General features: G+C 46.9%; 9 protein-coding genes. 1 reads left to right on the forward strand and 8 read right to left on the reverse strand.

Annotation, left to right across the window (positions count from 1 at the left end; all coding sequences use genetic code 11):
• Positions 1 to 113 precede the first annotated feature (113 nt).
• Entirely contained in the window at positions 114 to 1,778 is a 1,665-nt protein-coding gene (locus ACO0KV_RS15305; RefSeq protein ID WP_423043557.1) for an MFS transporter, read from the forward strand.
• Positions 1,779 to 1,971: 193 nt separating this feature from the next.
• On the opposite strand, the gene ACO0KV_RS15310 is transcribed toward ACO0KV_RS15305, so the two are convergent.
• The 8 genes from ACO0KV_RS15310 to queE form a co-directional block, all read right to left on the reverse strand.
• Positions 1,972 to 3,357 carry an efflux transporter outer membrane subunit gene (locus tag ACO0KV_RS15310; protein WP_423043559.1) on the reverse strand — a complete coding sequence of 462 codons (1,386 nt, stop codon included), beginning with the start codon at positions 3,355 to 3,357 and terminating at the stop codon, positions 1,972 to 1,974.
• A gap of 11 nt (positions 3,358 to 3,368) precedes the next feature.
• Positions 3,369 to 6,461 carry a multidrug efflux RND transporter permease subunit gene (locus ACO0KV_RS15315; protein ID WP_423043561.1) on the reverse strand — a complete coding sequence of 1,031 codons (3,093 nt, stop codon included), beginning with the start codon at positions 6,459 to 6,461 and terminating at the stop codon, positions 3,369 to 3,371.
• A complete protein-coding gene (locus ACO0KV_RS15320) occupies positions 6,458 to 9,559 on the reverse strand; it encodes an MdtB/MuxB family multidrug efflux RND transporter permease subunit (RefSeq protein ID WP_423043563.1) in 3,102 nt (1,033 codons plus the stop codon). Before ACO0KV_RS15320 ends, ACO0KV_RS15315 begins: the two co-directional genes overlap by 4 nt.
• A 15-nt stretch (positions 9,560 to 9,574) precedes the next feature.
• Positions 9,575 to 10,861, reverse strand: coding sequence for an MdtA/MuxA family multidrug efflux RND transporter periplasmic adaptor subunit (locus tag ACO0KV_RS15325; protein WP_423043565.1), 1,287 nt, complete (start codon positions 10,859 to 10,861; stop codon positions 9,575 to 9,577).
• A 338-nt stretch (positions 10,862 to 11,199) separates the two neighbouring features.
• Positions 11,200 to 12,126, reverse strand: a complete 927-nt coding sequence (locus tag ACO0KV_RS15330; protein WP_423043567.1) for an LD-carboxypeptidase — start codon at positions 12,124 to 12,126, stop codon at positions 11,200 to 11,202.
• 16 nt (positions 12,127 to 12,142) lie between these two features.
• Positions 12,143 to 12,682, reverse strand: coding sequence for a tRNA adenosine(34) deaminase TadA (gene tadA, locus ACO0KV_RS15335; RefSeq protein WP_423043574.1), 540 nt, complete (start codon positions 12,680 to 12,682; stop codon positions 12,143 to 12,145).
• Between the two features lie 13 nt (positions 12,683 to 12,695).
• Positions 12,696 to 13,139: a 6-carboxytetrahydropterin synthase QueD gene (gene queD / locus ACO0KV_RS15340; protein WP_423043569.1), complete on the reverse strand. Its 444-nt coding sequence runs from the start codon at positions 13,137 to 13,139 to the stop codon at positions 12,696 to 12,698.
• Positions 13,140 to 13,146: 7 nt separating this feature from the next.
• Positions 13,147 to 13,782, reverse strand: coding sequence for a 7-carboxy-7-deazaguanine synthase (queE, locus tag ACO0KV_RS15345; protein ID WP_423043571.1), 636 nt, complete (start codon positions 13,780 to 13,782; stop codon positions 13,147 to 13,149).
• Between the last annotated feature and the right edge of the window lie 693 nt (positions 13,783 to 14,475).

Below are 14,475 nucleotides of genomic sequence, written 5' to 3' on the forward strand. Positions count from 1 at the left end.
GACAGTATTGCGTAAGCTTTGGCTCGCACACTCAAGTTGTGCAAAAAATGCAGTCGGTATTTTTAATAAGCACGCTTTGCCAACATACTTTAAAACATAATCAGGAGACAAGCATGGCGACAGCACCTCAAGCAGCGTCAAGCGGAATGACCGCGGAGGAACGCAAAGTAATTTTTGCATCCTCACTCGGAACCGTTTTTGAATGGTACGACTTTTATCTGTACGGCTCTCTAGCAGCCATTATTGCCAAGCAATTTTTTGCTGGCACTGACCCAAACACTGCTTTCATTTTCGCACTGCTCGCGTTTGCGGCAGGTTTTATTGTTCGTCCATTCGGCGCGCTGGTATTCGGTCGTTTAGGCGACATGATCGGCCGCAAATATACGTTCTTGGTCACTATTCTGATCATGGGCGGCTCAACGTTCTGCGTTGGTTTGCTGCCTAACTTCGCAACGATCGGCATGGCCGCTCCAATCATCTTAGTCACTTTGCGTATTCTTCAAGGTCTGGCACTGGGTGGTGAGTATGGTGGCGCCGCAACGTATGTTGCAGAACACGCACCACATGGTAAGCGTGGCGCTTATACTGCATGGATTCAAACAACAGCAACAATGGGCTTATTTTTGTCCTTATTGGTGATTTTGGGTACTCGCCAAGCAATTGGTGAAGAAGAATTCGGTGCCTGGGGATGGCGCGTGCCTTTCTTGGTATCTGTATTTTTGTTGGCTGTTTCTGTCTGGATTCGTTTGTCTATGCACGAATCGCCAGCTTTTGCAAAAATGAAAGCAGAAGGTAAAACATCTAAAGCACCTTTGACAGAATCATTTGGTCAATGGAAAAACCTGAAGATCGTTATTCTCGCTTTGGTTGGTTTAACAATGGGTCAAGCAGTGGTCTGGTACACAGGTCAGTTTTATGCACTGTTTTTCTTACAGCAAACACTGAAAGTCGACGGCGCAACAGCAAACTTGCTGATTGCTGCATCACTGATCGTCGGCACACCATTCTTCCTCATTTTTGGCTCTCTCTCTGATAAGATTGGTCGTAAATCAATCATTTTGACGGGTTGTTTGCTGGCCGCAGCGACATACTTCCCAATCTTCAGCGCATTGACACACTACGCCAATCCCGCATTGGAAGCCGCATTGAAAAATGCACCAGTTGTAGTTACTGCCAATCCAGATGATTGCCAATTCCAGTTCAATCCTACTGGCACTAAAAAGTTTAATTCTTCATGCGATATCGTTAAAGCTAAGTTGGCAGCAGCATCGGTTAATTATGCAAACGAAGTAGCTCCAGCAGGCGCAGTTGCAACGGTCAAAATTGGCGACAAAGTACTGACTTCTTACAGTGCTGTAGGTCTGCCAAAAGAAGAAGCCGCTGCTAAGGATAAGGCGTTCTCTAAAGAGCTGGCCGACGCAATTAAGGCTGCTGGCTACCCACCAAAAGCAGATCCAGAGCAAATAAACAAACCAATGGTTCTGGTACTGCTGATCATCCTCGTGATTTATGTAACGATGGTATATGCGCCAATCGCAGCGATGCTGGTCGAAATGTTCCCGACACGTATCCGCTACACATCAATGTCTTTGCCATACCATATCGGTAACGGCTGGTTTGGTGGATTATTGCCAACAACTGCCTTCGCGCTGGTTGCATTCAAAGGCGATATTTACTATGGCCTGTGGTATCCAATCATTATTGCGTTGGCTACCGTTGTCATCGGTGCACTGTTCATTCGTGAAACGAAAGACAATGACATTTATGCTGGCGACTAATCCAACTGATTAGTTTAAGCAAATAAAAAAGCGGCTTACAGATAAGTAAGCCGCTTTTTTTACACCTAGATTTATTGCGATCTTCCTACACTTACAACAATAAATGTAGCAAGACGCCAATTCCGGAGCAAGTTACGCAGGACAACCCAAAAACAAACGTCTAGCAAGCTGTCTGGCGCCGATATGTTGAGAATTACCAACTTCCGCCGATTGCAGCAATGAAAGCAACGCTATTGGCATATTGACGATTTTTGACGTTCCACAAACTGGCTTCTGCATTAATCCGTGTAGTTTGCGCAGTTAAGACATTAATGTAGCTGACGGTGCCGGCTGCATACTGATTTTTAGTAATCAGCTCAGAACGCCGTGCAGCCGCTACAGCACCATTCTGGAGCTTCTCTTCCTGCTCAAGCATGCGCTGGGCAATCAGGTCATCTTCCACATTCTGAAATGCACCGAGTACTATTTGCTTATAGCTGGCAACGCTTTGATCATAAACAGCCACTGCCTGTGCCGTTTGCGATTTACGTACACCCGCATCAAAAAGTGTACCAACTAACTGAGGCCCTAAAGACCAGAGGCGATTCGGTGTACTAATCAAATTAGACCAAGCATTGCCGGTATAGCCGCCAGATGCAGATAAAGTAATCGTTGGAAAATAAGCTGCCTGTGCAATACCAATTTGAGCGTTGGAGACAGCCATATTCCGTTCTGCTACCGCAATATCAGGGCGCCGTTCTAGCAATTGCGACGGCAACACGGTAGGCAATTGTGGTAAGTGAGGGACCGACTGAGACGCATCTAGGCTAAGGCTTGCTGGTGGCTTTCCGAGTGCCACCGCGATGGCATGTTCTAGTTGGGAACGAGTCAATACTTTATCGACTGTCGCTGCTTGTGCGGTCTTTAACTGACTTTCAGCGGAAGCAATATTCGCATCAGAAACGATACCGGCCTTGAATTGGTTTCGTGTTAATGTTAGCGTCTCTTCGAGTGCCTTTTCACTTTCACGTAATTGCTTTAACTGTACATCTGCTACAACCAGTTGCAAATACGCTGTGACCAGTTGCGCCTGACTACTTAATTTAATGGCCGCCAATTGCGCAGCACTGCCCTCTTCCTTCGCTAGACCCGCCTCGACCGCTCGTCGAACACTTCCCCAGATATCGACCTCCCAACTGGCGCTAAGACTGGTTGTATATTGTTTTGAAGCAGGTGCGCCTGCATTAATTTCACCATGCTTTGCACCGGCATTCACGGTAATTTGAGGAAATAAACTTGCCTCAGCCTGATTGAGCAATTCTTTTGTCTGCCGATACTGCGCCTCAGCCTGAGCAATCGTTGGACTTTGCTCGTTCAACTCTTTGACCAGCCGGTTCAGTTGCTCATCTTGATACACTTCCCACCATGGGCCACGCGGACTGACATCCATCGGCTGCGCGGTTTTCCAGCTGCCATCTTCTTTGAAACTGACTGGTGCATCAATCTTTGGTTTAACATAATTTGGACCGATAGCACATGCGGACAAACCTAACGCTAGCAGACTGACCATCAATTTAGGGTGAAACATTTTTTTTGACATAACAATGAATCCTAGTATTTTTCAACGATAGCCTGACCACCGTTGCGGAAAGACGAACACCACAAACGGAAGCGATCCAAATACACATAAACGACGGGTGTTGTGTATAGCGTCAGCAACTGACTCAGAATCAAACCACCAACAATCGAAATCCCCAATGGCGTGCGCATTTCCGATCCGTCACCATGCCCCACCGCTAGCGGCAACGCGCCGAACAGAGCAGCAAGCGTTGTCATCATAATGGGCCGGAAGCGCAGCAAACAGGCTTGCAGAATAGCTTCTTCTGGGGGCAAATGCTGTTCACGCTCTGCAGTGAGAGCAACGTCGATCATCATGATGGCATTCTTCTTCACAATACCGATCAACAACAAGATACCGATTAAAGCAATGATATTAAATTCGGAATCAACCGCCATCAATGCTAATAAAGCACCAACACCCGCCGATGGCAAAGTGGATAAAATCGTCAATGGATGAACAATACTTTCATATAACATACCTAACACGATGTACACCGCAATCAATGCCGTTAAAATCAGAAACGGCTGGCTACTGAGCGAATCCTGGAAGCCTTTAGCACTACCTTGGAAGCTTCCCTGAACAGACGTCGGCAAACCTATTTCTGCGAGCGCCACATCAATTGCTTTTGTTGCATCGGATAGTGACGTGCCGGGCGGCAAATTAAACGAAATTGTCGTCGCTGCAAACTGACTCTGGTGGTTCACTGCAAGTGACGTCGTCGTCGGCTCCCAGCGCGCAAAGGCGGAGATGGGAATTGGCTGCCCACCAGGCGTTTGCATGTAGATACTCTTTAACCCATCAGGATTTTGCCAATACTCAGGAGCGACTTCCATGACGACGTGATACTGATTAAGGGCATTGTAGATCGTCGATACCTGACGCTGACCGAATGCATCGTTGAGGACTGAATCAACCTGATTTTGCGTCAACCCCAGGCGTGCCATGGCGTCACGATCAAATACCAGATTAGTCTCGAGACCTTTAGTTTGCTGATCAGTATTTACATCCGCAAGCATAGGTAATTTACGCATTGCTGCCTCAACTTTTGGCGACCACATGCGTAACTCATCTAGACTATCCCCTTGCAAGGTATATTGATACTGGGCGTTGCTGGCACGACCACCAATACGAATATCCTGTACTGGCTGCAAGAATAAACTTGCACCTGGTTCTTTAGATAATGTCTTTCGCAGGCGCGCAATCACCTGATCAGCAGTTTCTGTGCGTACACCGCGCGGCTTCAAAGAAACGAACATATTCGCCATATTTCGTTGACCTCCACCAGTAAAACCAATGACTTTATCAACGGCAGGATCAGCGCCGACGACATCAATAAACCTTTTCAGTTTTTGCTGCATCGCTTGGAACGAGATACTTTGATCAGCCTGAATCATGCCGTTAAGACGTCCCGTATCCTGCTGTGGAAAGAAACCTTTAGGAACAATAATGTAGAGATACACATTGAGCACAATCGTCGCAAACAATAAGACCATCATGATGGGGCCATGATTCAAGGCCCAGTGGAGCGATCGACGGTATAAGGACAGCATCGAATCAAATACGCGCTCACTTAACTGGAATAATTTACCGTGTTTCGCCTCAGTATGCGGTTTAAGCCAAAGTGCGCTGAGCATTGGCGTCGTCGTTAATGACACAACGAGTGACACCAGAATCGCTACGGATAATGTCACTGCAAATTCTCTGAACAAGCGACCAATAATCCCTCCCATCAGGAGAATCGGAATAAACACCGCGATGAGTGAAATGCTCATCGATAATACGGTAAATCCAACCTCTTTCGCACCTTTCAGCGAAGCATGAAATGGGCTCATGCCATTTTCAATGTGGCGCGAGATGTTTTCAAGGACAACAATGGTGTCATCCACAACAAACCCTGTTGCAATGGTTAATGCCATCAGGCTCAGGTTGTTGAGCGAAAAACCTGCCATGTACATGACCGCAAAAGTACCAACCAAGGAAACCGGCACTGTGATTGCCGGAATGGCCGTCGCACGACCATTCCGCAAGAACAAAAACACCACCATAATCACCAATGCGATGGAGATCACCAAAGAACGCTCCACTTCGCGCAACGATGCACGAATGGTCGGTGTCCGGTCCATGACAACATCCATATTAATCGCGGCGGGAATCGATGCTTTTAGGCTCGGCAATAAAGCGCTGACGCGATCAACTGTTTCGATAATATTCGCCCCAGGTTGTCGGAATAAAATCAGCATGACGGCTGGTTGTTTTCCATACAGCCCCGCATTTCTCACATCAAGAACAGAGTCATTCACGGCAGCGATATCGGAGATGCGAACCGGATTACCTTTGCTATAGCTGACGATGAGCGGCAAATAATCTTTTGCCAGCTTGGCCTGATCATTGGCCTGCACTTGCCAATGATGCGTATCATCCTCGATAAACCCTTTGGGTCGATTTGCATTAGTCGTGGTAATAGCAGCACGCACTGTCTCCATACCAATGCCGTAATGATTCAGCTGCAATGGATTCACTTCAACGCGAACAGCAGGCTGAGAGCCACCACCGACAATAACGTTACCTATTCCATTGACCTGAGCTAATTTTTGTCCGAGGACAGTATCTGCAGCATCATACATTTGCCCCCTTGTCATAGAGTCAGACGTCAACGCAATGATCATAATGGGAGCATCTGCCGGATTGACCTTACGATACGTTGGATTGGCAGGCATTCCCGTTGGCAACAGCGAGCGCGCGGCATTAATGGCGGCCTGCACATCACGCGCGGCACCGTTAATGTCTCGCTCCAAATCAAACTGCAATGTAATATTGCTCGATCCAAGTGAACTAGAAGAAGTGATTTCGGATACGCCAGCAATACGACCAAGTGCACGTTCTAACGGCGTAGCAACAGTTGCCGCCATCGTTTCAGGACTGGCCCCCGGCAATCTGGCACTGACCTGAATCGTCGGAAAATCGACCTGTGGCAGCGGTGATACCGGCAGCAACTTAAACGCCAGCATTCCCGCCAAAAAAATCGCCAGTGTGAGCAGCGTCGTTGCAATCGGACGCCGGATAAACGGCCCCGACGACATCATACTTCGACCTCATCACCAACGATAGGAGCAGATACCTTACCAAAGCGACGCGCCAGACGATCAAAAGCGAGATAAATGACTGGCGTCGTAAAGAGCGTCAATACCTGACTAACCATCAGGCCACCAACCATCGTGACACCCAAAGGTGCGCGTAGCTCTGACCCCATTCCACCACCAAGCATCAATGGCAATGCGCCTAATAACGCTGCCATGGTCGTCATCAGAATCGGCCGAAAACGTAATAAACACGCCTGATAAATGGCCTCGCGGGGTGTCATACCATGATCACGCTCAGCTTCCAGCGCAAAGTCAATCATCATAATGGCATTTTTCTTGACAATACCGATTAGCAAAATAATGCCGATGATTGCAATCACACTGAGCTCAGTACCACTCACCAATAGCGCCAACAATGCACCAATACCCGCCGATGGCAAGGTCGATAAGATAGTGATTGGATGAATATAGCTCTCATACAACACGCCCAGCACAATATACATCGTGATGATCGCAGCCAAGATTAGCCACAACGTATTACTGAGCGATGCCTGAAAAGCCATGGCAGCACCCTGGAACCGTGTTTCAATACTGGCTGGCATACCCAATTGCGCTTCCGTCTGATGAATCGCTTCGACTGCCTCACCCAATGACGCATCCTTCGACAAATTAAATGAAATAGTCGCAGTCGGAAATTGACCCAAATGATTAATCGTCAACGAAGTCGAGCGTTGTTCGATGGTTGCGACAGTATCAAGCGGGATTGGACCTCCGGTCAGAGTCGGGACATAAATCCCTTTCAGTGACAATGGCCCCTGTTGCGCTGAAGGGTCCGCCTCAAGAACAACGCGATATTGATTTGTCTGCGTAAAAATAGTCGAGATCAAACGCTGACCAAACGCATCATACAAAGCGTTGTCAATCGCCGCAGTTGTCACACCAAGGCGTGATGCAGTATCGCGGTTAATTTGTACATAAGCTTGCAAGCCTTTATCTTGCAAATCACTGGCGACATCGGCCAACGCTGGGAGTTTTTGCAACTCGTTAATGAGCTTTGGTGTCCAGGCTGATAAGTCTTCAGGGTTCGTCGCTTGCAACGTAAATTGATATTGCGTTCTACTTACCCGCGCATCAATACTTAAGTCCTGAACAGGTTGCAGATACAACGACATACCAGGAATCTCACTGACCATTTGTTGCAAACGGTTAGTGACCACACGGATGTTATCTCGGCTTTCTTTTGGTTTAAGATTGATCAGTAAGCGACCACTGTTAAGAGATGCATTCGCGCCGTCTACGCCGATGAACGAAGATAAACTTTCCACTGCTGGATCCTGCAGAATTTTTTTCGCCAACGATTCTTGTTGTACTGCCATCGCAGAAAAGGAGATCGACTGAGACGCTTCACTAATACCTTGAATCGCCCCAGTATCCTGTAACGGGAAGAATCCCTTGGGAACCCACATATACAGCAAAGCAGTCAACACTAAGGTTCCCAATGCGACCAATAGAGTCAGATTCTGATGATCAAGAACCCACTCTAATTTTCTACCGTAGTAAGCGATAATATTATCAAAAAATTGTCCGCTGGCATGATAAAAACGACCTTGCTTTTCTTCTGGTACATGCTTGAGCAAGCGTGCGCACATCATCGGCGTCAGCGTCAGAGAAATGAAAGCAGAAATCAGAATTGACACTGCCAACGTAATCGCGAACTCACGGAATAAACGACCAACAACATCGCCCATAAACAGAAGCGGGATCAACACGGCAATTAACGAAAAAGTCAGAGAAATAATCGTAAAGCCAATTTGCTTAGAGCCTTTCAGCGCCGCAGCCATTGGCGCCTCGCCCTCTTCAATATAACGGGCAATATTTTCGATCATCACAATCGCATCATCAACCACAAACCCTGTCGCGATTGTCAATGCCATCAGTGTCAGGTTGTTGATCGAAAAACCTGCAAGATACATGACCCCAAACGTACCAATCAAGGATAAAGGCACTGCGACAGCAGGAATAATGGTTGCTGGGACATTGCGCAAAAATATAAAAATCACCATCACGACCAGTGCCACTGACAACATCAGCTCAAATTCCACATCCTCGACAGAAGCTCGGATAGTAACGGTACGATCTGTCAGCACTTCAACATCAACCGCGCCAGGCATACCGGCTTTAAGCTGTGGCAACAAGGCCTTAATTTTGTCGGTCACTTTGATCACGTTGGCGCCAGGCTGACGCTGCACGTTCAAAATAATCGCCGGTGTTGCACCTGCCCATGCCGCCAAATGTGCATTCTCTGCACCTTCAATAACGTTTGCGACATCCCGCAACCGGACGGGCGAGCCATTTTGATAGGCAATCACAACATCTTTATATTCTTCAGCAGACTTTAACTGATCGTTACCATCGACGGTTGACGCTTGCAGCGGACCATCGAAACTACCTTTTGCCTGATTCACGTTAGCGTTACCAATTGCCGTACGAATATCCTCCAGCGTTAAACCGCGATAGGCGAGTGCCTTGGTGTTTGTCTGTACCCGAACCGCAGGACGTTGACCACCACTAATACTGACCAGCCCCACGCCAGGAACCTGAGAAATTTTCTGAGCGAGTCGTGTGTCGACCAAATCTTCTACTTTGGTCAGTGGCAAGGTTGGCGAACTAATCGAGATTGCCATAATTGGCGTATCTGCTGGATTGACCTTATTATAAATTGGTGGATTCGGAAGATCCGTTGGCAGCAAATTACTTGCTGCATTGATCGCCGCCTGCACTTCTTGCTCAGCCACATCTAAGGTTAAATCAAGACTGAATTGCAAAGTAATAACCGAAGCACCGCCAGAGCTTGACGATGACATCTGTGACAGTCCTGGCATCTGACCAAATTGACGTTCAAGCGGCGCTGTCACCGATGAGGTAATGACGTCAGGGCTGGCGCCAGGGTACAGCGTAACAACCTGAATCGTTGGATAATCGACCTCAGGTAACGCCGACACTGGTAACAAACGCCAGGCCAAAAAACCTGTAAGCATAATTGCGATCATCAATAATGTGGTCGCAACTGGCCGCAAAATAAACGGGCGGGACGGATTCATGCAATTTCCTTGCGTTTAATTTGAAGCGGAAGCAGGACGTCCAGCGGATGCCGAAGAAGGAGCTGAAGCAGAAACAGCACCCTTTCCATCGCCTTTTTGCCCTTTGTGACCACGAGGAGTATCGCCACCTGTTGCATCGGCTTTTGCGTTACGATCAACCAATTTCACTTTCGCACCATCACGCAACTTATCGAGGCCATCAATCACAACTCTTTGACCTGGCTGGAGCCCACTCTCGACCACCGTATTGTCGCCTGAAACAGGACCGAGAACGATTTTGCTGATGCTGACACTAGAATCGTCATTAACGGTGTAGACATAACTCCCGCCTTTGCCGAGTTGAATTGCAGCGGTAGGAACAACGATTACATTCGCTCTTACGCCTAGTTGCAAATGAACGTTGACGAATTGATTCGGAAACAGAGTTTGTTTTTCGTTTGAAAATTTCGCTTTCAAGTTCACCGTGCCTGTGGCCGTGTTAAGTTGATTATCGATGGCTAAGAGCATCCCGTCTGCAACTTTGTGTTGATTATCACGATCCCACACTTCTACTTTCAACTGTCCTTTTGCATCTCGTGACGCCGTAAGGACGTTCGTCAAACTCGTCTCGGGGACCGAAAAAACGACGTTAATTGGATCAATTTGCGTGATAACGACAACGCCACTGGCATCACTAGCATGAACAATATTTCCCGGATCGACCTGACGCAAACCAACGCGCCCCGATACGGGCGCCGTGATCCTGCTGTAGCTCAATTGCAATTTGGCATTGTCAACAATACCCTGATCATTTTTCACTGTACCTTGATATTGCTGCTCCAAGGCCTCCTGCGTATCAACTTGCTGTTTAGCGATAGAATTTTGTGCTAACAACTGGCGATAGCGCTGTAGATCCAACTGCGCATTTTTCAGCAATGCCTGATCGCGAAGCAATTGCCCTTCAGCTTGAGTCAAAGTCGCCTGATACGGACGGGGATCCAATTCGGCTAATAGTTGTCCTTGCTTGACCAATTCACCTTCATTGAAGTGCACTTGATCAAGCTGACCATCAACACGACTATGTACTGTCACAGTGTAGGTAGAATTAACCGTACCCAACGCTCCTATTTGCATAGGAGCATCCTGCCTCAGAACAGGCGCAACACCAACTGCTGTCGCCATACCATTTTTCCCTTGCCAACCACCAACTGCTGCGGATTGCTTATGTGTAATCCACCAAATCCCTGACGCAACACCTGCTACCACAACCGCTGCAACGACATAACGCACGTTGCGAGAAAATTTATTATTAGAATCTGACATGATGATTTTTTCAGAAAAAGTAGTTTTCATTTTGTTGTAGCAAAATGATTAATTAGCAGATATTTAATGCACGTGACTAAAGACTAAAGCGAATGACGGAATATTAATTTTCAGCAATTCCATCAAATAAGGGCTTACATCATAGGGGAGCCCTTAATCGAATAGCAATGGGGCGTTTGTATAGATTTTGTTTCAAATGATCGACTGGGATCATACTTTTATACAAAATACCTTGAACCAAAAAAGTAATAAGGACATACAAAAATAAACGTCTATTTTATGTATGTCCTCTAAATAACAATAACATCTTGAATCTGATGCGATGAAGTCAAAAAAGTTCAAAGTAAATATATCATCTCCAGGACGACACACCCCTGCTCTACACGTAGCGTCGCCTCACTTCCGACAACCAAGCTCGCCCGATCCGGAATATGACCAAAAGGCAAACCCGTTAACACTGGAATTGAGAGAATACTTCGCAGATAGGCCAGCATCTGCGAGAAATCATAGCCATTATCATGGGGTGCCAACCGATAACCAGAAAAATCGCCTAAAACGATGGCCTTTTGCTGTTCTAGTACACCCGCAAAATGCAGTTGCAACAACATGCGCTCTACTCTGTATGGGTGCTCGCCGATGTCTTCAATAAATAGAATACCGTCATCAAGCTGAGTCCAGTAAGGGGTACCTAAAGTACTGACCAACATTGCCAGATTCCCACCCCATAGCCGCCCATGAACAACCATATCCAAGGTATCCTCGGACAGAAATTCAACGCGATGAGTGGGCCCTGACAAGCATTCAGAAAACTGCTTGAGGGTATAGGCAGACAGTTTCTCTGAATGGCTAAAATCGCCTAACATAGGCCCAGCAATACTGAGCACATTGCGCGCAAGCAGCGCCTGATGCATCAGCGTGAAATCACTATAACCGACAAAAATTTTGCCGCTTTGCGCGAAAAAATCAAAGTCCAGATGCGGCAGTAATCTGGAGAAACCATAACTACCCCGAAGTGCCATAACGACGTCAACGTCAGGATTCGCAGCCGCCGCATACAAATGGTCAATACGCAATTGATCGGTAGCGCCAAAGCGCAGAAACTTTTCTTCTGGATGATAGTAATTATGAACCTGATGCCCTAATTCACGAAGGAAAGCCAGACCTTTGACAACGGCATCCTCATCAAGAGGCGCTCCGCTCGGCGCCACGATGGCGATGCTTAAAGGAGTCGTCCGGTCAAAGCGTTTTGGATTAGCGGAATGCATGAAAGAAATTGAAGAATTAAGTGGCGGGAATATCCAAATTTAACAAACGCTTTTTTTCTGCAACCTCACGCCGACGGTTAGCAAAAAAATCTTTTAATAATTGAGCGCACTCATCAGCAAGAACACCCCCAACCACCGCAGTATGGTGATTCAACTGCGCATGGTCAAAGATATTCAACACCGAACCAGCGACGCCGGTCTTTCGATCGGTAGCACCAAACACCACGCGTGCCAGCCTAGCATGCATCATCGCCCCAGCACACATTACGCAGGGTTCAAGTGTCACATACAACTCACATCCCGGCAGACGGTAATTACCCAACACATCCGCGGCACGCCGCAAAGCCATAATTTCAGCATGAGCGGTAGGATCATGGTCGATGATAGGACGATTATATCCGGTTGCGATAATTACACCATTTTTTACCACCACCGCACCAACTGGAACCTCTCCGTCAGCCCAAGCCAGTTGTGCCTGAGTCAATGCCGCGCGCATAAAAAAAAGATCTGAAGCTGCCTGATCAATATCACCAGGAACAGCATTCAGATTATTCATTGGCACCACAGGATTATCCGTCAATCTCTGCCCAGCAATTGGGCGTTTCATATAACGTCACTTTTGTCAGTGCGAGTGAACGTCCAAAGCGGTCGTGATAGACGTCTTTCAGAATATCAAAGGCAATTTTCGCCAAATTCTCAACCGTTGGAACGCGATCAATCACCACAGTTTTGTGACCAGGCAACTTCTCCAGGAAATTCTTGATGATGTAATCCTTCTCATAGACAATGAAGGAGTGATCCCATAAATTCACCAAATGCTGATTAGCAAGTGCTTTGATGTCACCAAAGTCCATAATCATGCCATTATCGGACTCGCCGTCTTGCTGCACCACCTCACCTGTTAATGTGATTTGCAACGTATAGCGGTGACCGTGTAAATTACGACACTGGCTGCTGTGATCGGGAATACGATGACCTGCATCGAATTCCATTTTTCTGGTAATCGTTAACATGAAAAGCTTACGGAATTTGTAGGAGTTTATGTGTTTGCAAACTTAACTTCCATTGTGGATGCTGTTTGCAAAAGTCTATTGCGCGGCGTAGATTATCATCTCTCAATGGGCCATCCATCGCCTGCACAAAGTAATGTTCAAAATCAAGATTCGCATATGAAGCCATATCCTGACCAATTTGTGGGATGACTACTTTAATTTCGTTCCCTTTGCGCACGAGAAGCTCTGAACCCATTTTAGGACTGACACAGACCCAGTCAACGCCTTCTGGGACAGGCAACGTGCCGTTTGTTTCAATGGCAATTTCAAAACCGACGGCGTACATCGCCTCGATCAACACATCATCGAGTTGCAACAGAGGTTCCCCACCTGTGAAAACCACATATTTGCTCGCCACATAAGACGCTGGCCACAAAGAATCAATCTTCGCCGCCAATTCATGCGCCTGCCTGAATTTACCACCACCAACACCATCGGTGCCAACAAAATCGGTATCACAAAACTGGCAAATTGCCGTTGCTCGGTCTTCTTCGCGGCCAGACCACAAATTACAGCCCGCAAAACGGCAAAACACGGCCGGACGACCAGCGTGATTTCCCTCGCCTTGCAATGTATAAAAAATTTCTTTGACGCTATAGGTCACGCCTGATTCCTGCTATGAGTAAGAGTTGTCTTTACCTAATCAAAATCAGAGAAACGCCCGATTTGCAATGGACGACAGCACAATGTGATTAAGGCAAGATGAAGTAATCCGCCTACGGTATTTGAGGTAAATTACGATTAACCGCGTATCATACCATAGCCCGCAAGTAAACATGACTGAGGCGAATAACACAGCATTTCAAATAATGCCTCATCTAATCAAAACATCTCCTCGGCAAGCTACAGAAAACACGTAATCAGCTACCCATCATTGCGCAACGCAATATATCTAACTCTTTGCTACAAATACATCACCAGCCCGCCCCATAAAAGGCATCGCAATATTAAATTATCACTAACAAAATATCTATTTTTCACTTAACATAGTGTGCAACGCATCATTTTCTAATAGGTATTTTTTATCAACATCCCAAGACTCAGATGACAACCAAGAGCATGATAAAAATAGATATGCATAAGTTAATATTTACCGGCTTTCATCCAGCCTCACTGAAGAAGGCGCTCGCACCTTCCTTGAGCACATCCACGCCGGTCCAGTTCTAACTCTGAGCTTCCCTCGATAATTAGTTCACCATCAGGTGAATGTCATGCAGCGAGATTCTCTTGATTTTGTTTCTTCATCCAGTCTTCCAGATATTGAACGGGAGAGCGGTAACCTAATGTCGAATGCTGC

The sequence above is a fragment of the Undibacterium sp. RuRC25W genome (assembly GCF_049339825.1).
GTDB lineage: Bacteria > Pseudomonadota > Gammaproteobacteria > Burkholderiales > Burkholderiaceae_D > Undibacterium.